General features: G+C 43.4%; 16 protein-coding genes. 3 read left to right on the top strand and 13 right to left on the bottom strand.

Going from position 1 to position 25,879, the window contains the following annotated elements; all coding sequences use genetic code 11:
* Positions 1–126: 126 nt before the first annotated feature.
* Positions 127–1,725 (bottom strand): cation:proton antiporter family protein, encoded by a 1,599-nt coding sequence (locus GQR89_RS17875; RefSeq protein WP_158771305.1) that lies wholly within the window; start codon positions 1,723–1,725, stop codon positions 127–129.
* A 371-nt stretch (positions 1,726–2,096) separates the two neighbouring features.
* Between GQR89_RS17875 and GQR89_RS17880 the strand changes: the two genes are divergently transcribed.
* The gene (locus GQR89_RS17880; RefSeq protein WP_158771306.1) at positions 2,097–2,267 is read left to right on the top strand and encodes a DUF3545 family protein; all 171 of its coding nucleotides are present in this window, start codon (positions 2,097–2,099) and stop codon (positions 2,265–2,267) included.
* Positions 2,268–2,344: 77 nt separating this feature from the next.
* On the opposite strand, the gene GQR89_RS17885 is transcribed toward GQR89_RS17880, so the two are convergent.
* Positions 2,345–3,910 (bottom strand): SulP family inorganic anion transporter, encoded by a 1,566-nt coding sequence (locus GQR89_RS17885; RefSeq protein WP_158771307.1) that lies wholly within the window; start codon positions 3,908–3,910, stop codon positions 2,345–2,347.
* A 177-nt stretch (positions 3,911–4,087) separates the two neighbouring features.
* Entirely contained in the window at positions 4,088–4,708 is a 621-nt protein-coding gene (locus tag GQR89_RS17890; protein WP_158771308.1) for an FKBP-type peptidyl-prolyl cis-trans isomerase, read from the bottom strand.
* 304 nt (positions 4,709–5,012) lie between these two features.
* Between GQR89_RS17890 and ppc the strand changes: the two genes are divergently transcribed.
* Positions 5,013–7,631, top strand: a complete 2,619-nt coding sequence (ppc, locus tag GQR89_RS17895; RefSeq protein ID WP_158771309.1) for a phosphoenolpyruvate carboxylase — start codon at positions 5,013–5,015, stop codon at positions 7,629–7,631.
* A 258-nt stretch (positions 7,632–7,889) separates the two neighbouring features.
* On the top strand, positions 7,890–8,519 hold the full coding sequence (locus tag GQR89_RS17900) for a YigZ family protein (protein WP_158771310.1): 630 nt from the start codon (positions 7,890–7,892) through the stop codon (positions 8,517–8,519).
* A 37-nt stretch (positions 8,520–8,556) separates the two neighbouring features.
* Here GQR89_RS17900 and GQR89_RS17905 read toward each other — a convergent pair whose 3' ends face one another.
* The 10 genes from GQR89_RS17905 to rplA form a co-directional block, all read right to left on the bottom strand.
* Entirely contained in the window at positions 8,557–10,485 is a 1,929-nt protein-coding gene (locus GQR89_RS17905; protein ID WP_158771311.1) for a methyl-accepting chemotaxis protein, read from the bottom strand.
* Between the two features lie 299 nt (positions 10,486–10,784).
* A complete protein-coding gene (gene tuf, locus GQR89_RS17910) occupies positions 10,785–11,966 on the bottom strand; it encodes an elongation factor Tu (protein ID WP_158771312.1) in 1,182 nt (393 codons plus the stop codon).
* A gap of 63 nt (positions 11,967–12,029) precedes the next feature.
* A complete protein-coding gene (gene fusA, locus GQR89_RS17915; RefSeq protein ID WP_158771313.1) occupies positions 12,030–14,135 on the bottom strand; it encodes an elongation factor G in 2,106 nt (701 codons plus the stop codon).
* A 12-nt stretch (positions 14,136–14,147) separates the two neighbouring features.
* Complete coding sequence (rpsG, locus tag GQR89_RS17920) at positions 14,148–14,618, bottom strand: 30S ribosomal protein S7 (RefSeq protein WP_040513515.1); 471 nt, start codon at positions 14,616–14,618, stop codon at positions 14,148–14,150.
* 76 nt (positions 14,619–14,694) lie between these two features.
* On the bottom strand, positions 14,695–15,069 hold the full coding sequence (rpsL, locus tag GQR89_RS17925; RefSeq protein ID WP_007102735.1) for a 30S ribosomal protein S12: 375 nt from the start codon (positions 15,067–15,069) through the stop codon (positions 14,695–14,697).
* 209 nt (positions 15,070–15,278) lie between these two features.
* Positions 15,279–19,466, bottom strand: a complete 4,188-nt coding sequence (rpoC, locus tag GQR89_RS17930) for a DNA-directed RNA polymerase subunit beta' (RefSeq protein ID WP_158771314.1) — start codon at positions 19,464–19,466, stop codon at positions 15,279–15,281.
* Positions 19,467–19,555: 89 nt separating this feature from the next.
* Positions 19,556–23,584: a DNA-directed RNA polymerase subunit beta gene (rpoB, locus tag GQR89_RS17935; RefSeq protein WP_158771315.1), complete on the bottom strand. Its 4,029-nt coding sequence runs from the start codon at positions 23,582–23,584 to the stop codon at positions 19,556–19,558.
* Positions 23,585–23,862: 278 nt separating this feature from the next.
* On the bottom strand, positions 23,863–24,234 hold the full coding sequence (gene rplL / locus GQR89_RS17940; protein WP_158771316.1) for a 50S ribosomal protein L7/L12: 372 nt from the start codon (positions 24,232–24,234) through the stop codon (positions 23,863–23,865).
* A 55-nt stretch (positions 24,235–24,289) separates the two neighbouring features.
* Positions 24,290–24,808, bottom strand: coding sequence for a 50S ribosomal protein L10 (gene rplJ, locus GQR89_RS17945; protein WP_158771317.1), 519 nt, complete (start codon positions 24,806–24,808; stop codon positions 24,290–24,292).
* Between the two features lie 366 nt (positions 24,809–25,174).
* Positions 25,175–25,876, bottom strand: coding sequence for a 50S ribosomal protein L1 (gene rplA, locus GQR89_RS17950; RefSeq protein ID WP_158771318.1), 702 nt, complete (start codon positions 25,874–25,876; stop codon positions 25,175–25,177).
* Between the last annotated feature and the right edge of the window lie 3 nt (positions 25,877–25,879).

A 25,879-nucleotide genomic window follows, 5' to 3' on the forward strand; every position in this document is an offset into this window, starting at 1 on the left:
AGTACGACTCGGTACAACGTAGTGTAATAATCACAATCAATACCGAAGATGCTAGCACGCACAAGCCACACCTACCCTATGCATAACGTAATAGAGTGTGTCGCACTTCAATGTTAATAAAAGCCTTTATGTTAGAGGTTTGGCCACCTCATACTCACCTTCGCCGCTTAACATGCGTAAGCTTTCTTCCGCTAAGCCCGCTCCCGCTTCGGTAAACATATTAAACACATAATCTGTACCTGTAGACATGAGCTTTTCAACTTCATCGTCATAGCGAGCGATGGCAGCTATTTTACCTTGGTACTCGGCCACTCTAAGCTGTTGGGTAATGTGTGCAGTATCGTCGATAGACGGTAATGCTAATAGAATAAGTCTGACGTCTGTGGTATCAACATTTTCCCACATATCGGCATCTTCTCCATCACCTACGATCACTTTTAGACCTTCATCTTGAAGCTTTCGAACCCGCTGAGGGTCAGCGTCGACACCACAGAGTTCATCCCCTAACGAAGGGGATAGTGCGCTAAACGCGCCTCTACCCACTCGGCCCATACCAATCAGTAATACGCTCGCCCCTTCAGGTTGTTGATATATATCTTCTTTTAACCTAACGTTACTTTCATACTGACGCAGCAAAGATTTAAGTTTTAGGTACTGACTGTGGGCTGATTTATAACGTAAGCTGGTAAATATGAAAGAAAACGATACAGAAAGCGCAATAATGACTAGCCATTGAGGGCTGAACCAACCGGAGCTCACCGCTAATGCCGCTACGATTAAACCAAATTCACTAAAGTTACTGAGCACCAAACCGGATAAGTAAGCAGTACGGGCTCGTAGTTTGAATTGCACAAAGGTCGTGAAAAATAGCAGAAACTTAAGGGGTACCAATACACACAGCAGTAATGCGACCATGACCATTTCCATGTCTGGCAGAGCGATTAACCCAATGGATAAAAAGAAACCAACTAAAAATAAATCTTTGAAACTCAAAAGAGACTTGCTGAGTTCTGACGCCTTAACATGTGGGGCAATTAACATACCCATAATTAACGCACCTAAATCTCCTTTCACACCCACTAAGTCAAATAAATGGTAACCACCTAATGCAAACAAAAAGCCCGTTAAGGGCAATAACTCGCCATGACCAGCGCTGTTAATAAGGCGGTAGAATATAGGGCGGAGGAACCACAGCGCGAACAAGGCAAATGCCCATAAAGTAGGGGTTTTACCCGCAGCAAAGACAAGAAATAGCACAGCGAAGATATCTTGCATAACGAGTACGCCGATGGCTATTTTCCCGTGACGCGTTTTCATCTCGCCACTTTCTTCAAGTATTTTCACCACGCAAACCGTGCTACTAAAACTTAAAGCAAAGGCAAGTAAGGCGGCTTGTTGCAACGACATATCAGCTAAGTACGATAAACCCAGATAACCTATACCGAACATTATACCTGTTACCATCAATACCCAGATCAGCAAATGCTGAGCGCTAGTTATCCATACTTCTGGCTTGAGCAAGTCGCGGATATTCAGTTTTAAGCCAATAGTGAAGAGCATCAGAGTGATACCCAAGTCTGCTAATGATTGCAGGTTTTCTGAACTTTCATAACCAAAGTAATTGAGTAAAAAGCCGGCGCCTAAAAACCCAATCAGCGGCGGCAAGCCTAATTGCTTCATACTTAATCCGCCAACAAAGGCGAATAAAAGCCAAACTATTTCCATATACATTACTACTTCAGGTTATTTGTTCGTAGCATGGCAACATTAAGGTATTAATCAAGAGGCAAGATGCTCGTACTCAAGATTATTGTGCCATGACACCTCATTAATTTTTATAAATAGCTAAAAATACGCTCTAGCAGAAAATAATTATTAACTGCCTAATTTAGCAAAATAGCGCTTAGAACCCGCACGGTTGCTCATATTACAGTCTTTACTGTCAAAAAAACTTCACCAAACGTTAATAAAAAGTTAAGAAAAACATTCTATTTTAGTCCTGCCTATGGTAAATATTATTTGAACTTTGCGTATTAATAGCGAATGGAAAGTTCAAAGATTTCAATGCTATACATTATATAATAATGGAGATCTCAATGGATACATCTGAATTATTAACTGTAATTGATAACGAATCCCGCCCAAGTAAAACAAAAACAACAAAAAGGAAGTGGAGAGAAATTGAAACAATTCATGACCACTACAAGCTGCGGCAAGAATTGCGAGAGCTGGGCATGTCTCAAACTGACGAACTAGAGATGTTCTAATCTCATATAAAAAAACCGCTAAGGATGACCTCAGCGGTTTTTTTAGTTTTACGCTTTGTTAGTACTGAACTAAGTGATTAACCTAGTTTGTCAGTCGCAATCTTATAGCGTGGATCTTCATTCAAATTCATTTCCACGTAGCCTTGGGCTTTTGTCATTAATGCTCGACACTCAGTCGAAATATGCCTGATATGCAGCTTTTTGCCTTGTTCTTGGTATTTGTCAGCGAGTGAATCAATGGCGTCTACGCCTGACGAATCCCATACCCGCGAGTCATTAAAATCAATGACTACCTCTTGAGGATCATTTTGCGGATCAAATAAGTCTTTAAAATAAGAGACTGAACCAAAAAACAACGGACCTTGCAGCTCGTATACCTTCCAACCGTCGTCGTCAGTATGGGTTTTTGCTGAGATATGTTTTGCGTGTTTCCAAGCAAATACCAATGCAGAAACGATAACACCAACGATAACCGCAATGGCTAAATCGGCAATAACCGTCACAGCTGTAACAAGGAATAATACAAAAGCATCTTCTTTGTTTACGCCGCGAATAATTCGGAACGACGCCCACTCAAACGTACCAATCACTACGATAAACATTACGCCAACCAATGCTGCTAACGGAACCATCTCAATCAGCGGCGCTGCAAATAAGATAAAACCAAGTAAAACCAATGCAGCGGTAATACCAGATAAGCGACCACGACCACCAGAATTAATATTAATCATACTTTGGCCGATCATGGCACAACCGCCCATTCCACCAAAGACGCCATTAACTGTATTCGCTACGCCTTGGCCAACACATTCACGGTTACCGCTACCTCGGGTATCGGTCATTTCATCGATCAATGACAACGTTAATAGTGATTCAATCAAGCCAACCAAGGCTAAAATAACCGAGGTAGGTAAAATGATATACAAGGTTTCTAAGTTAAAGGGCACAACAGGAAAAGCAAATGTAGGGAGCTCACCAGCTAATGTCGCCCCAGCTTTTTGATCCGCAGGAAGCATATCTCTAACGAAATCGATAACCGTACGAGCTTCTAAATCTAAGCCATGCACCAATAATGTCACAGTAACAATAGCCACTAACGAAGCAGGTACCGCTTTGGTTAATTTAGGCAGCAAGAAAATAATTGCCATTGTCAAAACAACAAGGCCAATCATGTAGTACATCGCACTGCCCTGCATCCAAACGTGTTCGCCTAGTCCATTAACTACTTTGAATTGACCCAATTGGGCCAAGAAGATCACGATAGCTAAACCATTTACAAACCCCAGCATAACTGGGTACGGTACTAAACGAATAAACTTGCCGAGCTTAAACACCCCAGCTAAGACTTGCAGTAAGCCCGCCAGTAATACCGCAGCGAATAAATATTGCACGCCATGCTGTGCAACAAGTGCCACCATGACTACGGCCATTGCGCCTGTCGCACCAGAGATCATACCTGGGCGGCCACCAATGGCTGACGTAATCAAGCCCATCATAAAAGCAGCATAAAGCCCCACCATAGGTTCGACTCCCGCCACAAAAGCAAACGCAACCGCTTCAGGTACCAAGGCCAACGCAACCGTGATACCAGATAGCACATCGTTTTTGACATTACTGTCACGATTGCCTGTTAGATCAATCATTCAATTTCCTCAATTTTTACACAACAGCATTAATAACCGCTTATTTTACCAGCAAAATGCAACAAGATGTTTTAACAGTTTGTTAAACCCTGAACTTTTTATGCCCTTTGGGTCGGTTCAGCGATAATTAGGCACAAAAAAAGCCGGCGAACCGGCTTTTCAAATACGTAATATTATTTACGCAATGATATCAAGCAGCTCAACATCAAATACGAGTGTGCTGAACGGAGCAATTGCACCGCCTGCACCTTGTTCGCCGTAAGCTAGGTCATGTGGAACGAACAAACGTAACTTGGTACCTACGGGCATAAGTTGAAGCGCTTCAGTCCAACCTTTGATAACGCCGGCTACTGGAAATTCTGCTGGCTCGCCGCGGTCATAAGAACTATCAAACACAGTGCCGTCTAATAAGGTGCCATGATAATGAACACGCACAGTTGAGGCAGCAGTCGGCGTTTCGCCGTTACCAGCATTAACCGTTTCGTACTGTAAACCACTCTCAGTTACCGTTACGTCATCACGCTTTGCGTTCTCAGCTAAGAAAGCAACACCTTCTTCTTGAGCTTCAGCAAACTGCTCATTTTTGGCAGCTTGCATGCGTTGGTGAATTTCGTTGAATGCTTCACGTAGTACGTCGTTAGTTACTTGGGCTGGCTGCAAATTAAACGCATCCGCTAGGCCTTCTTGTACGGCTGAGATATCTAAACCGTCGAAAGGATTGGCGCGCAATTGCTCGCCCATTTGAAGACCAATACCGTAACTCGCTTGCAGCTCAACACTTGTAAATTTATCTGTCACAATGACTCCTAAAATTTGAAAAAGGGCGTAAAATCACACCACTTCGCAGAAAAATGGCCGATATGGTACCACAAAGCGTCTGGCGATTTAAAAAAGCATCTGCACTTGTTGAATTGGTAACCAGTATTGAAAGCTTTCAGATTTAAATACACCTATCCCTGATGCTAAGTTTAAGGTAAAAGTATGCATCTATTTGCCAAGCGCCTACATCACGTTTTAGACAATTCATACTGTTCACAGTATGGTAACGGCTGTTTTTAGCATAATTTCTTAATCTTCTATTATTATTCCAGCGGAGGCACCAGTGCCAAAAATTCTAGACTCACAACTTAAAGAAACCGTACGTACACTCGGTTCAACGTTAGGTGACACGATCAGAGCCCAATTAGGGGATGAATGGCTGCAACGAATAGAAACCATCAGGTTAGACGGACGCCAATCTTTCAAAGGCGAAAGTGAATGTACTGACAAACTCAAAGCGCTCTTTAGCGAGCTCGAAGATGAAGAGTTATTGGTCGTGGGCCGTGCATTTTCACAGTTTTTAAATTTGGCCAACATCGCCGAACAAGAATTTAACAGTGCCACCCATGACCAAGATCCTATGCAGGAACTATTTAGTCATTTGGATAAAGCCAATGTGTCAGCTGATACGTTTGAAAAAGCAGTTGATCAGCTTAGCATTGAACTTGTACTAACGGCGCACCCAACAGAGGTTACCCGTCGTACTTTGATTCACAAACACAGTGAACTTGCGCAATGTTTACGTATAGAACATCAAACTGGCTTGTCTGATATTGAGCGTGATAAAATACGTACGCGTATCGCCGACTTAGTCGCACAAGCATGGCACACCGAAGAGATTCGTACAGTACGCCCTACCCCAGTAGACGAAGCGCGTTGGGGTTTTTCTGTTATCGAAAACTCTTTGTGGGAAGCCGTACCTGATTTCGTCCGTGAACTAAGCACTAAATTTGAAGACAAATATAATTTGTCGCTGCCACTTGATGCCGCACCAGTAAAATTAAGCTCTTGGATGGGCGGCGACCGCGATGGCAACCCGTTTGTTACTTCAAAGGTCACCCAGCAAGTATTGCTGTTAGCCCGTAAACGTGCCGCTAAGCTATTTGCCCAAGACGTAGATATGTTGCAAGTCGAGTTGTCAATGAGCGACTGTGACGAGACAATCCGCGCACAGGTCGGGGATGAACTTGAGCCCTATCGTGCATTGTTGCGTCCGCTATTGAACAAGCTCACGTTAACAAAGACCGGGATTGCTGAGTTTCTGACTGACGATTCGGTAGACGATAGCCATTGGATTTCCAGCAAAGATGAACTACTTGCTCCTTTGATGTTGTGTTACAACTCTCTTCAAGCTTGTGGTATGAGCATTATTGCTAATGGTCGTCTGCTAGATACGATCCGTCGCGTGCATTGTTTTGGCGTGCATTTACTGAAATTAGATATTCGCCAAGACGCTGAGCGTCATGCTGACGTATTTAGTGAACTAACTCGCTACCTTGGTATGGGTGATTACGCAAACTGGAGCGAAGAAGATAAACAAGCCTTCTTACTTAAAGAGCTAAGCTCTAAACGTCCTTTGTTCCCGTCAAAATGGCAACCTTCTGCTGATGTGCAAGAAGTCATAGATACCTGCAAAGTTGTTGCACAGCATAGTGAAGAAGGCTTTGGTATTTACATTATTTCAATGGCAAGCTTGCCCTCTGATGTGCTTTGTGTGCATTTGTTATTAAGAGAATTTGGTGTGTCATGGGCAATGCCGGTTGCGCCATTATTTGAAACCTTGGACGATTTGAACGCAGCCTCCAGTGTTATTGACGCGCTAATGAACATTGATTGGTATCGTGGATATATTCAAGGCCATCAGTATGTCATGATTGGTTACTCTGATTCAGCTAAAGACGCAGGCGCGATGGCTGCGGGTTGGGCACAATATGAGTCTCAAGAGGCGCTTGTAGGTATAGCCGACAAGTATGATATCAACTTAACCTTATTTCATGGACGGGGCGGTACAATTGGTCGTGGTGGATTACCCGCGCACGAAGCAATTTTATCTCAGCCTCCTGGCTCATTAAAAGGTGGCTTTCGTGTTACCGAACAAGGCGAGACGATCCGCTACAAATTTGGCATGCCGCAATTAGCCCAGCGTAGTTTGGCGCTATATGCCAGCGCCATACTTGAAGCATTGATTTCACCGCCACCTGCACCGAAACAAGAATGGCGAGACCTGATCAAAGAAGTTTCTGCTACGGCCCGTGATAACTATCGTAATACTGTGCGTCACGATCCCACTTTTGTACCGTATTTTAGAGTCGCAACACCAGAACAAGAACTCGGTAAGCTACCTTTAGGTAGTCGTCCGGCCAAACGCAAGCCAAGTGGTGGTATTGAAAGCCTACGCGCCATCCCATGGATTTTTGCTTGGGCACAAACACGCTTGGTGCTGCCATCTTGGTTAGGCGCAATGAAAGCAGTGCAAACTGCAATTGATGCAGGCAAACGCCCGTTAATCGATGATATGCTTCAGAACTGGCCGTTCTTCCATTCGCGCTTTTCTATGCTAGACATGGTATTCGGTAAAGCAGACCCTCGTATTAGTGCTGAGTATGATAAACGTTTGGTACCAGAAGAGTTACGCCATTTAGGTGATGCATTACGCGATGAGCTTAATATGAGCATGGCCTTGTTACTTGATTTGCTTCATCAAAAAGAAGTCATGGAGTCGGATCCCAAAGGCAAAGAATCAATGAATATACGTGATGGTTATTTGCAACCGTTGCACTTCTTACAAATCGAGTTGTTAGAGCGTATTCGAGCAAAAGAAGATGAAGCAGACCCAACTCTAGAGCGCGCCATGATGGTTACCATCGCCGGTATCGCAGTGGGTATGAGGAATACGGGGTAATACTTACCGGGTAGCGTCTAAGGGGTAATACTTATCGGGTAATACTTACCGGGTAGCGCTTACCGAGTAGCGCCTACGGGGTAATACTTTATAAGCTAGATTCTAGTGTGCAGTGTTTGCAGCCAAAATGCGACCAGCTAGTCGCTAACTGTATACCACCATTAAAACTGTCTTAGGTAATCACTTAAGACAGTTTTTTTATATTAGGTATACTCGTGTGCATCAGATTAAACATGACAATTTTATCATATCCAATTTATGACAATTCCTTCCCCTTATCTCATTCCTGCAGCAGCAACTACATTTGAGGAAGAAATAAAACGCAGCCGTTTTATTACCCAATTGGCACATACGCCCGGTACTGAAAATGCCAAAGCATTTATTCGACAAGTCAAAGAACAGCACCGTGGCGCGCGTCACCATTGTTGGGGTTTCGTCGCTGACGCACCGCATAATTCCATGCAATTAGGTTTTAGTGACGATGGCGAGCCCAGTGGAACAGCAGGTAAACCGATACTCGCTCAGTTACAAGGTAGCAAAATTGGCGAGGTTACTGCGGTCGTTGTGCGCTATTCAGGTGGCATTAAGTTGGGTACAGGTGGATTAGTCAGAGCGTATGGTGGCGGCGTAAAACAAGCCTTAACGCAACTCACGACCAAAAAACGTGTAGCAATGCAGTTATTGCTCATTCACTATGAATATGCCCTACAGGGCGTTGTAGATGACCTTAAGCGGGAATTCTCACTTACTATTGAATCATCAGAGTTTGCACATAAGGCATCGGTGATAGTCACGGTAGAATCAAAACACGCCGCTAATCTGATAAATAAAGCGGCGCTAATTGATAATAAAAAACTAGCCATTAGCCGTTTAGCAGCAAAAAATTAACCACGCAGGTAGCGCCTCAATATTAGTAGTCGCCAGCCTATTTAGCCCTGCCTTTTTGGAACTGATGCGTTAGCTTATCCAGCTTAACCGCCAGTGCATTTACCCCACATGACTCATCGGCCATTTGTGCTATTTTCAACATGTTTTGCTCGGAACGCTGCCTAATATCCTGCATGTTTCGATTTATCAGCTCTATACTCACAGACTGTTCCTCTGTAGCTGCTGCCACAGAGCGGTTAGCCTGAGTAATATCATTAAAGTGAGTGCTGTTGGCATCCAATACATGATGCGCAGTACCAATCGAATTAGCAGTAATTTGAGACTGCTCGATGATTGAGGTAATTTCTTTCGTGGCCGACGCTGATGTGAGCTTCAATTCTTGCATAATAGCTTGAACTTCATGAGTCGAATCCGCTGTACGCTTAGCCAAGGTGCGCACTTCATCTGCGACCACTGCAAAACCGCGTCCTTGATCTCCCGCCCGAGCCGCTTCAATGGCAGCATTTAGCGCTAACAAATTCGTTTGATCAGAAATCGCCTGTATGTTTTCCAGCACCTTAGCAATGGTATCGGTATTGCTACTTAATGACTGAATAACCTCGGCTACATCATTTATCTTACTCACTAGACTATTTATATCTTGCTGAGTTTCGGTAATAACCTGTGAAATTTGCTCTCCCTCGGCGTTGATTTGTACTGCAACCAAGGTGGCAGACTCAGCGCTTCTAGCGACTTCATTTACTGCAATACTCACTTGACTGAGTGTCATTGAAATATCTTGGGTATGCTGATCGCTTTGGCGAACACTTTCTACCGTAGTATTGGCTTTATCTTGCAGCGAGCGGGCAAAATCCTTCAAGGCATTGCTGTTATTGGCAACCTGTATAAAGGTCTCATCCAAATGGTTCACAAAAAGATTATAACCCTTGGCTACGTCGACAATCTCCTTTTGACCCCGTTCTGGTAGGCGGAAAGCAAGATCTGCATTGCCTTTGCCCAATTGGGTAAATACGTCGGCAAGTTGACTAATAGGTTGGGTAATACTGCTGGCAACAAACCAAGCAGCGATACATGCCAATACTGTAACCAACACCGACCAAAGGGTGATATGCCAAGTAGCGTTATCCAAAGAAGCAAACATTTCATGGTAGGGAACTTGAGCTACAACAAACCAATCCATACTAGGGATATAGCTTGAAGCCACAATCATATCGATACCATTATCATCAATAATTGCAAGATTGAATTCGTTTTTGCTCAATAGAGTCCCTATTGAGTTACTCGAGTACAAACTATTAAGGTCTGCGTTATTAATGAGATCGGTGTCAGTATGGAGTTGTACCTGCCCTTTGGCATCAACCAAGTAAACTAACCCTGACTGTTCTAATTTAAAGCTTGTTAATAAATCGACCACATCTTTAAAGGATTTTGCGGTACCGGATAATCCCCGACCATCTTGTTGTTGGTAATTAACAAAAAGACTTGTATCACCAGTATTAGGATCCCTATAGATGCTGACCATAAAGGGCTCTTTGCTGGCGGTATAATCAAAAAACCAACCGTCCGCAGCATCATCTTTTAAAGTACGAAGAAATCCATCTTGATTCCAATAGCGGGCACTTTGCTTATCAACAAATGAAGTGGCACTAAAATCATAAGTTTGGGCAGTATTTTTTAAAAAATTGACCAGCATTTCTTCACCACTTTTAGCATGGCCTTGTGCGTTCCACTCCAAGATAAATGGATCGGTGGCGATTTGAGTCGCTATGACCTGCATCATAGTTATCTTGCTATCTATCTGATTGCCAATACGCTTTATAATATTCGGTAGTTCGGTATTTAATACCCGATCTTCAACATTGGAACGTGCGGTCATCATGCTAATACCGCCTACAAGCGCGGATGTAAATAACACAAATAGTGTCAGCGTCAGAATGATTTTTCGTTTAATAGATGACTGTTTCATGCGTGGCCTTTTGCTCGAAAGGATTTTAGTTAACACCCTATATAATATCGGCAAAGATACTATCAGCATGATTAAAATCGAGGTGAATTTCTAAATAATGAGCTTAATTGCGGGTAAATTGACCCACCTTACATTTCAATAACTAAATACACTTACATTTGACAAGTAAAAGAGCAAGGTGAGAGATTATTCTTTTGGAAGGCCGAACAAACTTTAATGGAATTGAGTCATAAATAATTTTATTGAGGACATAAAAAAAGGCCACCGAGGTGACCTTATTAAATTCTTAATCTAAACGATTATAGAATTTTAGATACTACACCAGCACCAACTGTGCGGCCACCTTCACGGATAGCGAAGCGTAAACCTTCATCCATCGCGATAGGTGCAATCAATTCAACTACGAATTTAAGGTTGTCACCAGGCATAACCATTTCTACGCCTTCAGGAAGCTCTACAGCACCTGTTACGTCAGTTGTACGGAAGTAGAACTGTGGACGGTAACCTTTAAAGAACGGAGTATGACGGCCGCCTTCATCTTTAGACAACACGTAAACTTCTGCTTCGAACTTAGTGTGTGGGTTGATTGAACCAGGCTTAGCCAATACTTGACCACGCTCTACGTCTTCACGCTTAGTTCCACGCAACAATGCGCCGATGTTCTCGCCTGCACGACCTTCGTCAAGCAATTTACGGAACATTTCAACACCTGTACAAACGCTCTTAGTAGTGTCTTTCATACCAACGATTTCAACTTCGTCGCCAGTTTTAACAATACCACGTTCAACACGACCAGTTACAACCGTACCACGACCTGAAATTGAGAAAACATCTTCAATTGGAAGTAGGAAAGGCTTATCAATATCACGCTCTGGCTCTGGGATGTATGAATCAAGAGCTTCTGCAAGCTCGATGATTTTAGCTTCCCATTTCTCTTCGCCTTCAAGGGCTTTAAGAGCTGAACCTTGGATAACTGGTAAGTCATCGCCAGGGAATTCGTATTCAGAAAGTAATTCACGTACTTCCATTTCTACCAATTCTAACAATTCTTCGTCGTCTACCATGTCACATTTGTTCATGAAAACGATCATGTAAGGTACGCCAACCTGACGGCCTAACAAGATGTGCTCACGAGTTTGTGGCATAGGACCATCAGTCGCTGCAACTACTAAGATTGCGCCATCCATTTGAGCAGCACCAGTGATCATGTTTTTAACATAATCGGCGTGTCCAGGACAGTCAACGTGTGCGTAGTGACGTGCAGGAGTATCGTATTCAACGTGAGACGTTGAAATAGTGATACCACGCTCGCGCTCTTCAGGAGCGTTATCGATTTGATCGAATGCAGATGCGTTACCGCCGTACGTTTTAGCTAGTACAGTAGTAATTGCTGCTGTTAGGGTAGTTTTACCGTGGTCAACGTGGCCGATAGTACCGACGTTTACATGGGGTTTAGTACGTTCAAACTTTGCTTTTGCCATTTTACAAATTTCCTAAGTTAAAAACCCGGCCCTACTAATGTAGAAAACCGGACCAGACCTTTATTAAGATTGACGAGCGTCAATAATGGCTTTCGCAACATTATTAGGCGCTTCTGAATAATTAAAAAATTCCATTGAATATGATGCTCTTCCTTGCGTAGCTGAACGCAAGTCAGTGGCGTATCCAAACATTTCCGATAGCGGCACTTTAGCAAGAACAATCTTGATACCAGCTACACCATCTTCCATCCCTTCGATTACACCACGTCGGCGATTTAAATCACCAACGACATCACCCATCCAGTCTTCTGGGGTGGTAACTTCAACTTTCATTGTGGGTTCAAGCAATACAGGTTTTGCCTCAGCAGCGCCCTTTCTAAAACCCATTGAACCAGCGATTTTAAACGCCATTTCAGAAGAGTCAACATCATGATATGAACCATCGAATAAGGTAACTTTTACATCAAGCACCGGATAACCCGCGAGCACACCATTTTGCATCTGTTCATGGATACCTTTATCAACTGACGGAATGAATTCTTTTGGAACTGCACCACCGACTATGTTGTTAACGAACTCGTATCCAGCCCCTTCTTCATTAGGCTCGATTGTAAGCCAGACATGACCAAACTGACCGCGGCCGCCTGATTGACGAACAAACTTACCTTCAACGTCGACTTTGCCACGAATGGTTTCGCGATAAGCAACTTGAGGTTTACCTACATTGCATTCAACGCTAAATTCACGTCTCATGCGATCTACAATGATATCTAGATGAAGTTCACCCATCCCAGATATAATTGTTTGTCCTGACTCTTCGTCAGTATTAACTTTAAAAGACGGATCTTCAGCAGCTAGTTTACCTAGCGCTAATCCCATTTTCTCTTGATCAGCTTGTGAGCGAGGCTCAACAGCAATAGAAATTACGGGTTCAGGAAAATCCATCCGTTCGAGTGTAATAATATGATTCGGATCACACAAGGTATCACCGGTAGTCACATCTTTCAGGCCTATCGCCGCAGCGATATCCCCAGCTCGAACTTGCTTGAGTTCCTCACGGTCCTTAGCGTGCATTTGCACGATACGACCAAAGCGTTCACGTTTCGCTTTAACAGGGTTATAAACGCTATCACCAGTGTTTACTACACCCGAGTAACAACGGAAAAATGTTAAAGTGCCCACAAAAGGGTCAGTTGCAATTTTAAATGCTAAAGCAGCGAAAGGTGCGTCATCGTCCGCAGGACGTGTCGCTTCTGTTTCGTCTTTATCATCTAAAATGCCGGTGATTGCAGGAACATCGATAGGTGCAGGTAAGAATTCTATAACTGCATCTAAAACCGCTTGTACGCCTTTATTTTTGAAAGCTGAACCACAGGTCGCTAACACAATTTCATTATTAATTGTGCGCTGACGTAGTGCCGATTTGATCTCTTCTTCAGTTAGCTCTTCGCCTTCTAAATACTTGTTCATCAATTCGTCATTCGCTTCTGCAGCGGCTTCAACAAGTTCGGTACGTAACTCTTCGGCTCTGTCTTGCAAATCAGCAGGGATAGCTTCATAGGTGAATGTCATGCCCTGATCAGCTTCGTTCCAATTAATGGCTTTCATCTTGATCAGATCAACAACACCTTTAAAGTTCTCTTCTGAACCAATATTGAGGTGAATAGGAATACATGTAGCTCCGAGTCGTTTGCGTATTTGCGCAACCACTCGTTCAAAATCTGCACCGGTTCTGTCCATCTTATTGACAAATACGACCCGAGGGACATGGTATTTATCAGCTTGACGCCAGACCGTTTCTGATTGAGGTTCAACACCAGAAGAACCACAAAATACGACAACGGCACCATCAAGAACCCGCAAAGACCGCTCAACTTCAATTGTGAAGTCAACGTGTCCCGGCGTGTCAATGATGTTTATGCGGTGTAGGTCGTATTGCTTATCCATACCTGCCCAAAAGCAGGTCGTTGCTGCCGAGGTAATGGTTATACCGCGCTCTTGTTCCTGTTCCATCCAATCCATGGTGGCAGCGCCATCATGGACTTCACCGATTTTATGAGACAAACCAGTATAGAATAAAACACGTTCAGTCGTCGTGGTCTTACCCGCGTCGACGTGAGCGACGATACCAATATTACGGTAGCGATTGATAGGCGTTTTACGAGCCATAGCTTTCTCTTATTACCAGCGGTAGTGAGCGAAGGCTTTGTTGGCTTCAGCCATGCGGTGAACGTCTTCACGTTTCTTAACCGCAGAACCTTTGTTTTCAGCAGCGTCGAGCATTTCAGCTGCAAGGCGTTGAGCCATTGATTTTTCACCACGTTTACGAGCAGCGTCAACTAACCAGCGCATACCTAGGGCATTACGACGAACAGGACGAACTTCTACTGGTACTTGGTACGTAGAACCACCCACACGGCGAGATTTAACTTCTACCGTAGGACGAATGTTGTCCAATGCATCTTCGAAAATTTCTAGTTGTGCTTTGCCAGCTTTTTCCGCAACAATGTCGAGTGCACCGTAAACGATCTTTTCAGCAGTCGATTTTTTGCCGTCTAACATTACGACATTCATAAATTTCGCAAGTAACTGCGATCCGAACTTAGGATCTGGTAGGATTTTGCGTTGACCTACAACTCTTCTTCTTGGCATCTTAATTCTCCGTAGAATTCAGGAATATCCCAAAACTCAATTAATACTTTAGTTTGGCCTTACTAACGGAGAACCGTTAAGACTTAGGCCTTTTAGCGCCGTACTTAGAACGGGCCTTTTTACGTGAACTTACGCCTGCGCAATCTAATGTACCGCGAACAGTATGGTAACGAACACCTGGTAAATCTTTAACACGACCACCACGAATAAGAACAACACTGTGTTCTTGTAGGTTATGGCCTTCACCACCGATGTATGAAGAAACTTCAAAACCGTTGGTTAAACGAACACGACAAACTTTACGCAATGCAGAGTTTGGCTTCTTTGGAGTGGTGGTATATACACGAGTACATACACCACGGCGTTGTGGACAGGCCTGCAATGCCGCTACGTTGCTCTTCGCATCGGGCTTTTGGCGTGGCTTGCGCACTAACTGGTTAACTGTTGCCATTAACTAGCTCCTGGTTAAAATTACGACTGGAATACCTTTTATATAGGATATAAAACGCGAAAAATCCGCGACCCAACATTTGTTACCAAATTTCGGGTCGCGGAAGTCTAATGACCAAAGTTTGACCTGTCAAGCTTGAACTCCAATAAACGCATATTAATGCTTAAATCAGCGCCCTTACCGTTCAGGTTAACAAATGATCCTATTTCTTACTCATCAGATGATGGCGTATCCATAACTTCAGCATTTAATGCTTCCGTTAGGGCTTGCTCAGCATCTTCAGCAGAGACAGATAATGCTTCTACTGCCTGACGTTCTGCTAATTTTCTTGCAGTACGTTTCTGGTGATACGAGAAACCGGTACCGGCGGGTATCAAACGACCTACAATAACGTTCTCTTTCAAGCCACGTAACTCATCTTCTTTACCTTGCACAGCGGCTTCAGTAAGTACACGAGTCGTTTCTTGGAACGATGCAGCTGAGATAAATGACTCAGTAGACAACGATGCTTTCGTGATCCCCAATAACTGTGTTTCGTACTGAGCAGGGATTTTTCCTTGCTTTTCCAATTCACGGTTAGCGATTTTCACGTTAGACACTTCAACTTGCTCACCTTCTAGGAAGTTACTGTCACCTGCATAAGTGATCATACACTTACGTAGCATTTGACGAATAACAACTTCGATGTGCTTATCGTTAATTTTAACCCCTTGTAGGCGGTAAACTTCTTGAACTTCGTTAACGATGTAGTTAGAAACTGCACTGATACCACGTAAGCGTAAGATGTCATGTGGTGACTCGGCGCCATCCGCAATAACTTCACCTTTCTCAACGTTTTCACCTTCGAATACGTTAAGTTGACGCCATTTAGGGATCATCTCTTCGTATGCATCAGCGTCTTTCGGCGTGATGACAAGACGTTTCTTACCTTTGGTTTCTTTACCCCAACCAATGGTACCTGAGATTTCCGCAAGAATAGCCGGCTCTTTAGGTTTACGTGCTTCGAACAAGTCAGCAACTCGTGGTAGACCACCTGTGATATCTCGTGTTTTCGAGCTTTCCTGAGGAATACGCGCTAACACATCACCAGGTTTGGCCTGCATACCGTCGGCCGCTTCGATAGTAGTGAAACTAGGTAAACGTATTTCTTGTAAACCGTGCTCTTCACTTTCGAGAATTAACTTAGGCTCTTTAGCATTCGCTTTAGATAAGTCATTAACAACGATACGGGTAAGACCTGTCAACTCATCCTGTTGCATCTCAGTGTTACTATCATCAATGTCAGCATAACTGATCTTAGCTTGACGCTCAGTAACGATTGGATGCGAATGCGGGTCCCAATTTGCGACGACTTCACCGCTTGTAACGGTACAGTTATCATCTGTGGTTAAAATAGCACCGTAAGGCACTTTATAACGCTCTTTCTCACGACCTTGATCATCAATAATAGTGATTTCAGTTGAACGAGAAACGATAACAACTTTATCATCTGTGTTACGTACAAACTTAGCATTTTGCAGTTTCAATGTACCCGTGGTTTTCACTTGTACGTTGTTTTCTGCTGACGCTCTAGATGCCGCACCACCGATGTGGAACGTACGCATGGTAAGCTGTGTACCTGGCTCACCGATAGATTGTGCTGCAATAACACCTACCGCTTCACCGTGTCCAACCATGTGTCCACGTGCAAGGTCACGACCGTAACATCTAGCACATACACCAAAGTCGTTTTCACAGGTAATAACCGAGCGAACCATAATTTGGTCTACAGAGTTAATCTCTAACAAGTCAACTAAGGCTTCATCTAGTAATACGTTACGTTCTACTAGAATGTCGTTAGAACCGGGTTTCATGACGTCTTCAGCAACGGTACGACCTAGTACACGCTCGCGAAGCGGTTCAACAACATCACCACCTTCGATTAACGGTGTCATTTTAACACCTTCGACGGTGCCACAATCTTCGTTGTTAATAACCAAATCTTGTGCAACATCAACCAAACGACGTGTTAAGTAACCCGAGTTTGCTGTTTTCAATGCTGTATCGGCCAAACCTTTACGCGCACCGTGAGTAGAGATAAAGTACTGAAGTACGTTTAGTCCTTCACGGAAGTTAGCGGTGATAGGTGTTTCAATGATTGAACCATCTGGTTTAGCCATCAAACCACGCATACCTGCCAACTGACGAATCTGGGCTGCACTACCACGAGCACCAGAATCGGCCATCATAAATACTGAGTTAAATGATGCTTGCTCTTCCATTTCTCCGTCGCGATTTTTAACCGTTTCAGTTGAAAGATTCTCCATCATAGCTTTCGCTACTTTTTCGTTAGCATTTGACCAAATATCGATAACTTTGTTGTAACGCTCACCCGCAGTAACAAGACCAGACTGGAATTGTTCTTGGATTTCACGTACTTCAGCTTCAGCACCTTCAATGATGTCTTTCTTCGCATCAGGGATAACCATGTCATCAATACCAACAGACGCACCAGCGATCATCGCGTAGTGGAAACCGGTATACATGATTTGGTCAGCTGCGATAACTGTATCTTTCAGACCTAAGGTACGGTAACAAGCGTTCAATAGGCGAGAAATCATTTTCTTGCCCATCGCTTGGTTAATTAGCTCAAAAGGTAAACCTTTAGGTAATGCCAAGTATAAAAGAGCACGACCGACAGTAGTATCTGTCAGTGTTGTTTTCTCAGTCTTAGTGCCGTCTTCCGCAACTTCGTATTCAGTCATACGCACTTTAACCCGCGCATGCAATTCAGCATGACCCGTACGATAAGCTTTTTCAGCTTCATCTGGGTTCATGAACATCATACCTTCACCTAAACCATTAACACGGTCACGTGTCATATAGTACAAGCCCATTACAACATCCTGTGAAGGAACGATAATAGGCTCACCATTGGCTGGTGATAGTATGTTGTTCGTTGACATCATTAGCGCACGCGATTCTAACTGTGCTTCAATCGTCAACGGAATGTGAACGGCCATTTGGTCACCATCGAAGTCGGCGTTGTAAGCCGCACATACTAATGGATGCAATTGGATTGCCTTACCTTCGATTAAGGTTGGTTCAAATGCTTGAATACCCAAACGGTGAAGTGTAGGCGCACGGTTAAGTAATACAGGGTGTTCACGAATAACTTCGTCAAGCACATCCCATACTTCTGGATCTTCACGTTCAACTAATTTTTTAGCTGCTTTAATAGTGGTGGCTAAACCGCGTCCTTCTAATTTTCCATAGATGAACGGTTTGAATAGCTCAAGTGCCATCTTCTTAGGAAGACCACACTGATGTAAACGTAAGGTAGGACCAACGGTAATAACCGAACGACCAGAGTAATCTACACGCTTACCCAATAAGTTTTGACGGAAACGACCTTGCTTACCTTTGATCATATCAGCCAAAGATTTAAGAGGACGTTTATTGGACCCCGTAATAGCGCGACCACGACGACCGTTATCTAAAAGCGCATCTACCGCTTCTTGTAACATACGTTTTTCGTTACGCACGATAATATCGGGCGCAGCAAGGTCTAGTAGACGCTTCAAACGGTTGTTACGGTTAATAACACGACGATACAAATCGTTTAGATCTGATGTAGCAAAACGGCCACCATCAAGCGGTACCAATGGACGTAAGTCTGGTGGTAACACTGGAAGTACAGTCAAAATCATCCACTCTGGCTTGTTGCCAGACAATTGGAAAGACTCTAGTAACTTCAAGCGCTTAGTGATTTTCTTACGACGAGTTTCAGAATTAATACTAGGCAATTCTTCGCGCATCGCAACAACATCGGCATCAACGTCTAACGCTTTGAGCAATTCGTAAACTGCTTCTGCGCCCATCTTAGCTTCAAACTCATCACCATGTTCTTCAAGTGCATCCAAGTATTCTTCTTCTGAAAGAAGTTGGCTACGCTCAAGTGTTGTCATACCAGGCTCGGCGACAACGTATGATTCAAAGTAAAGCACACGTTCGATATCACGAAGTGTCATATCCAGCATCAAACCGATACGTGACGGTAATGATTTAAGGAACCAAATATGTGCAACTGGGCTTGCCAATTCAATGTGGCCCATACGCTCACGGCGTACTTTGGTTAACGTTACTTCAACGCCACATTTTTCACATATAACACCACGGTGCTTAAGGCGTTTATATTTACCACATAAACATTCGTAGTCTTTAACCGGTCCAAAAATACGCGCACAAAACAAGCCATCACGCTCAGGCTTGAAAGTACGGTAGTTAATGGTTTCTGGCTTCTTAACTTCACCAAAAGACCATGAACGGATCATGTCAGGTGACGCAAGTCCGATTCGAATGTTATCGAATTCTTCGGTCTTGTGTTGTTGCTTAAGAAACTTTAATAAGTCTTTCACATTACTCTCCCAGCGGAGTCAGTTGAAAAAGCCCGGTGAATGCAATACATCCCCCGGACTATCCTGTCGTTAAGCTCTGCAGACGCGGCTTATTGCTCTTCCAGTTCGATGTTGATACCCAGTGAGCGAATTTCTTTCAACAATACGTTGAATGATTCAGGCATACCAGGATCCATGCGGTGATCACCGTCTACGATGTTTTTATACATCTTAGTACGACCATTCACATCATCAGATTTAACTGTCAGCATCTCTTGCAAGGTATAAGCAGCACCGTATGCTTCAAGTGCCCACACTTCCATCTCTCCGAAGCGCTGACCACCGAATTGAGCTTTACCACCCAACGGTTGCTGTGTAACCAAGCTGTAAGAGCCAGTTGAGCGAGCATGCATTTTGTCATCAACCAAGTGGTTAAGTTTCAACATATACATATAGCCAACTGTTACTGGGCGTTCAAATGCGCGTCCAGTACGGCCGTCAAACAAGGTGATTTGTCCACTTTCCGGAATATCAGCAAGCGTAAGCATGTGTTTGATTTCTGCTTCAGTAGCACCATCAAATACTGGTGTTGCCATAGGCACACCCTTGCGCAAGTTATCTGCTAAACGGTTGATTTCATCATCAGTAAAGTTATCAAGATCCACGACTTGGCGAGACTTACCAGCACCGTACACTTCTTTGAGGAAGCCACGCAACTTGGTCATCTCTTCATGCTCTTTGAGCATGCGATCGATTTTCACACCGATTCCGTGAGCTGCCATACCTAAGTGAGTTTCTAAGATCTGACCGATGTTCATACGTGACGGAACCCCTAACGGGTTCAATACAATGTCGACCGGCGTACCGTCAGAATCGTAAGGCATATCTTCAACTGGTTTAATAGTTGAAATAACACCTTTGTTTCCGTGACGACCAGCCATCTTATCACCAGGTTGAATCTGACGTTTAACAGCCAAATAAACCTTAACAATCTTAAGAACGCCTGGTTGAAGATCATCACCTTGCGTAATCTTGCGACGTTTGATCTCAAATTTCTTATCGAAATCAGCTTTAATTTCAATAAATTGATCTGCAATCTGCTCAAGCTCTGCTTGAGAATCGTCGTTAGACAAGGTTAGGTCGAACCATTTTTCACGTTGGGCAGATTCTAAGCGCGACTCTTCGATACCATCTTTTAGTAACAAGTTTTTCGCACGAGCAAAGATGCCGTCAGCAAGAATATTAAACTCATCCGACAAATCTTTCTTCACTTGACGTAGCTGCATGCCTTCTATTTCAAGTGCACGCTTATCTTTTTCTACGCCGTCACGAGTGAATACTTGTACGTCAATAACCGTACCGCGAACACTGTTAGGCACACGCAATGAAGTATCTTTAACGTCAGAGGCTTTCTCACCGAAAATAGCTCGTAAAAGCTTCTCTTCTGGTGTGAGTTGCGTTTCACCTTTTGGTGTCACTTTACCCACTAAGATATCGCCGCCTTTAACTTCAGCACCGATGTAAACTACGCCTGATTCATCCAATTTACCTAACGCAGATTCGCCGACATTTGGAATATCAGAACTGATTTCTTCTGGCCCAAGCTTGGTGTCACGCGCGACACAACTCAATTCTTGAATATGAATTGTGGTGAAGCGATCTTCCATAGCTACGCGCTCTGAAATCAAGATAGAATCTTCGAAGTTATAACCATTCCAAGGCATAAATGCGATACGCATATTTTGCCCTAGTGCTAATTCACCTAAATCCGTAGACGGACCATCAGCTAGCACATCACCCGCAACAATTGGCTCACCAACATTACAAGTAGGACGCTGATTGATACAGGTGTTTTGGTTAGAACGGGTATATTTGGTTAAGTTGTAGATATCGATGCCTGCTTCGCCGGCAACGGTTTCTTCTTCATTAACTTTTATAACGATACGGCTCGCATCAACGTAGTCAACATTACCACCACGTTTAGCAACAACTGTAACACCCGAATCTACTGCTACGATTTTTTCCATACCAGTACCTACCAACGGCTTTTCAGCACGCAATGTAGGAACAGCTTGACGTTGCATGTTCGCACCCATCAAGGCTCGGTTAGCATCATCGTGTTCTAAGAACGGGATAATACTGGCAGCAACAGAAACGATTTGCTGTGGAGATACATCCATATAGGTGATCTCTGAGCTTTCTTTTAATGTTGTTTCACCACGGTGACGACAAGGGATCAAATCATCTTCAAGACGACCATTCTCATCCAACACGACGTTAGCCTGTGCGATTGAGAATTGACCTTCTTCGATTGCTGATAAGTAATCGATTTCGTCAGTCACAACACCGTCAACTATCTTACGATACGGTGTTTCAAGGAAACCAAAGTCATTGGTACGAGCATAACTCGCCAATGAGTTGATCAAACCGATGTTCGGTCCCTCAGGTGTTTCGATTGGACATACTCGACCATAGTGAGTCGGATGTACATCTCGTACTTCAAAGCCTGCACGCTCACGTGTTAGACCGCCCGGGCCTAAGGCTGAAATACGACGTTTATGGGTTACTTCAGACAACGGGTTGTTCTGATCCATAAACTGAGATAACTGGCTTGAGCCGAAGAACTCTTTTACCGCTGCCGAAATAGGCTTAGCGTTAATAAGATCTTGTGGCATAACCGCATCTAAATCGCCTAAGCTCAAACGTTCCTTAACGGCACGTTCAACACGAACTAGACCAACACGGAATTGGTTTTCAGCCATCTCGCCAACAGAACGAATACGTCGGTTACCCAAGTGATCGATATCATCAACGTCATCTTTACCGTCACGAATCGTGATCAGTTGCTTCATTACATCGACTATATCGTCTTTATCTAACGTACCTGAACCAATTGAAGACTCACGACCTAAACGACGGTTGAACTTCATACGACCAACAGAAGAAAGGTCATAACGGTCTTCAGAGAAGAACAAGTTATTGAACAATGTTTCTGCGGCGTCTTTAGTCGGTGGCTCACCAGGACGCATCATACGGTAGATTTCAACTAACGCTTCTAAGCGGTTTGTTGAGCTATCAATACGCAAGGTGTCAGAAATATAAGCGCCGTGATCAAGTTCGTTGATATACAAAGTTTCAAAACTCTTATATCCGGCTTCTGTAAGCGCTAAAATATTTTCAAGAGTCAACAGGTCGTTCGCAGCAACAACTAGTTCGCCAGTTTCTTTATCCACATAATCACACGCGAATACACGGCCAACTAAATACTCTGCTGGAACTTCAAGTTCAACGATATTAGCTTTTTCAAGCGCTCGAGTATGACGAGCTGAAATACGACGGCCTGATTCTACAAGCACGTTTCCTTCCAAATCTAAGATATCAAATTGTGCTGTTTCACCACGTAGGCGATCAGGCACGATATCAGACATGAAACGATTACCATCGACACGGACTTGGTTCTTCTCAAAGAACAAACCAAGGATCTCTTCGGTAGGTATTTCTAATGCACGTAGCATGATAGTCGCGGGTAACTTGCGACGTCTATCGATACGGACATAAAGGTTATCTTTAGGGTCAAATTCAAAGTCTAACCACGAACCACGGTAAGGAATAACGCGCGCGTTATATAACACTTTACCTGATGAGTGAGTTTTACCTTTATCGTGATCAAAGAATACGCCTGGCGAACGGTGTAACTGAGATACGATAACTCGCTCAGTACCGTTGATGACGAAAGTTCCATTATCAGTCATGAGCGGTATTTCGCCCATATAAACTTCTTGCTCTTTGATGTCTTTAACTGTGCCTGGTGCTGCTTCACGATCGAACAACACTAAACGCAATTTAACACGCAAAGGTGCTGAAAAGGTTACACCACGGATTTGACATTCTTTAACATCAAATACGGGCTCACCTAAACGGTAACTTACGTACTGTAATTCTGCGTTACCAGAGTAACTTTTTATTGGGAAAACTGATCTAAATGCTGCTTCCAGTCCATGCTGACCATCGACGTCAAGGTCAATAAACTTTTTAAAAGAATCAAGCTGGATTGAAAGTAGATACGGTATTTCCAATACCTGTGGGCGTTTGCCAAAATCCTTACGGATACGTTTCTTTTCGCTATAAGAGTAAACCATGGGTTCCTCAGCCTGCCGATTTTTGACCCAACTTGCTAAATAGATTTTCTATGAAGCAAACTTCCAGCACCCTTTATTTTACACTTTAACCGTTTACCAAAGTCATTAAGAGGCTTACTTAACTTATTGGTTTTATTTAGGTTTAAATGCAATTTGCGCTAACAGATAGAATAAATTTTAAAGGATGAAAATACTTTATTCTACAGCGCAAAAAGGCTGGTGATTAAAAAATCACCAGCCTAAGCCATTTTCAGGCTAATAACCTGTCGTTAGACAGATTACTTAAGCTCAACTTCAGCGCCAGCTTCTTCAAGCGTCTTCTTAAGTTCTTCAGCTTCTTGCTTAGTCACACCTTCTTTAATAGCTTTAGGTGCAGACTCAACTACTTCTTTAGCTTCTTTCAAGCCAAGACCAGTTGCGCTACGAACAGCTTTGATTACTGCAACTTTGTTACCACCGAAAGATGTTAAAACAACATCGAATTCAGTTTGTTCAGCAGCAGCTTCGCCAGCAGCAGCAGGAGCAGCAGCAGCAACAGCAGCAGTAGCTGTTACACCGAATTTCTCTTCTGCAGCTTCGATAAGCTCAACAAGGTCCATTACTGGCATTTCAGCAATCGCGTTTAAAATATCTTCTTTGGTTAGAGCCATTTCTCTAAACTCCTGGGTTTAATGATTAAAAATTTAAAATGTACAAAGAACCAAATTATTTGGTTTCTTTGATCGCTGCCAATACACGCACAAACTTGCTTGGAATTTCGTTAATAGTTTGAACGAATTTCCCAACAGGTGCTTTAAAGGTTGCAAGCAATCTTGCAAGCGCTTCGTCGCGGGTAGGCAAGGATGCCACTGCGTCCAATTTATCAGGACCCAATAGACCACTACCAATAGAAAGGGCAGTAACGTTTAACTTGGCATTCGTTTTAGCGAAGTCTTTAAAAAGACGCGCTGCACCACCTGGTGCTTCAATCGAAAATCCGTAAATTAACGGACCAGTTAAGGCACTTTCCAAATCAGAAAACTTAGTATCGGCCAATGCGCGCTTAGCTAAGGTATTTCTAACAACTTTTAGATATACGCCTTGCTCACGAGCTTTAACACGAAGTTCAGTTAATTCTGATACTTCCATACCACGGTATTCAGCAACGGCAACGGATAGAGCTTGAGATGCAATATCGCTAACTTCCGCGACGATCTCTTTCTTTGCTGCTAAGCCTAGTGCCACTGTGTTCACCTTCTTAAAGTCTGAAAGACATATTACTTATAATGCCGTTCAGGATTCACAGATTGATAAAACGCTCATTATGGGTTAATCCAATATGAATATTTTACCGCTCTACGGTGTTCGTTAATCCCAGAGAGTCTGAGTCGAAATCACCGTCTGCGCAGGCTTTTGTTTTAAGTAAAACATTTAAGATTTTTCAATCTATATGTAACTGCTCTCTTACTTCAGTTACTGTTTTACGCCTGCGGTCTTGGACGGGAGTCATGTGTTAATAAAAACAATGACTCCAACCCATACCTTTGTAGAGAGAATAAGTAGTCCAATATTCAGCTACTTACAAGTGCCTTAGTAAAACTAAGGCAAAAATTAAGCTGTTGTTGCTAAACTAGCTTGGTCGATGGTAATACCAGCGCCCATAGTTGTGCTCAAGCTTATTTTCTTAATGTATATGCCTTTAGCCGATGAAGGCTTAGCTTTCTTAACCGCTTCAATTAAAGCTGACAAGTTTTCTTCGATTTGATTCGCTTCAAACGCGATCTTACCGATGCTGGCATGAATAATACCATTCTTGTCGTTACGGTAACGAACCTGACCAGCTTTAGCATTTTTAACTGCTGTCGCTACGTCTGGGGTTACTGTACCAGTTTTAGGGTTAGGCATAAGACCACGTGGGCCTAAGATTTGACCTAACATGCCTACAACACGCATAGCGTCAGGAGAAGCAACAACAACGTCGAAGTTCATCTCGCCTTTCTTAACTAGCTCTGCTAAGTCTTCCATACCAACGATGTCGGCACCAGCTGCTTTAGCGGCTTCAACGTTTGCACCTTGAGTGAATACTGCAACACGTACCTCTTTACCAGTTCCGTTAGGTAGTACAGTTGCACCACGTACGTTCTGGTCAGATTTACGTGCATCGATGCCAAGGTTTACCGCAACATCAACACTTTCAGCGAACTTTGCAGAAGCAAGTTCTTTCAACAAGCTTACCGCTTCATTGAATTCGTATTCTTTCGTCGCTACAACTTTTTCACGTACAAGGCGAGCGCGTTTCGTTAATTTAGCCATTTC

It is taken from the genome of Paraglaciecola sp. L1A13 (assembly GCF_009796745.1).
In the GTDB taxonomy this organism is placed as follows: domain Bacteria; phylum Pseudomonadota; class Gammaproteobacteria; order Enterobacterales; family Alteromonadaceae; genus Paraglaciecola.

Coding starts and splice junctions, on each gene's coding strand:
- GQR89_RS17875 (WP_158771305.1), bottom strand. CDS start 1,725: ATGGAAATAGTTTGGCTTTTATTCGCCTTTGTTGGCGGATTAAGTATG.
- GQR89_RS17880 (WP_158771306.1), top strand. CDS start 2,097: ATGGATACATCTGAATTATTAACTGTAATTGATAACGAATCCCGCCCA.
- GQR89_RS17885 (WP_158771307.1), bottom strand. CDS start 3,910: ATGATTGATCTAACAGGCAATCGTGACAGTAATGTCAAAAACGATGTG.
- GQR89_RS17900 (WP_158771310.1), top strand. CDS start 7,890: ATGACAATTCCTTCCCCTTATCTCATTCCTGCAGCAGCAACTACATTT.
- GQR89_RS17905 (WP_158771311.1), bottom strand. CDS start 10,485: ATGAAACAGTCATCTATTAAACGAAAAATCATTCTGACGCTGACACTA.
- tuf (WP_158771312.1), bottom strand. CDS start 11,966: ATGGCAAAAGCAAAGTTTGAACGTACTAAACCCCATGTAAACGTCGGT.
- fusA (WP_158771313.1), bottom strand. CDS start 14,135: ATGGCTCGTAAAACGCCTATCAATCGCTACCGTAATATTGGTATCGTC.
- rpsG (WP_040513515.1), bottom strand. CDS start 14,618: ATGCCAAGAAGAAGAGTTGTAGGTCAACGCAAAATCCTACCAGATCCT.
- rpsL (WP_007102735.1), bottom strand. CDS start 15,069: ATGGCAACAGTTAACCAGTTAGTGCGCAAGCCACGCCAAAAGCCCGAT.
- rpoB (WP_158771315.1), bottom strand. CDS start 23,584: ATGGTTTACTCTTATAGCGAAAAGAAACGTATCCGTAAGGATTTTGGC.
- rplL (WP_158771316.1), bottom strand. CDS start 24,234: ATGGCTCTAACCAAAGAAGATATTTTAAACGCGATTGCTGAAATGCCA.
- rplA (WP_158771318.1), bottom strand. CDS start 25,876: ATGGCTAAATTAACGAAACGCGCTCGCCTTGTACGTGAAAAAGTTGTA.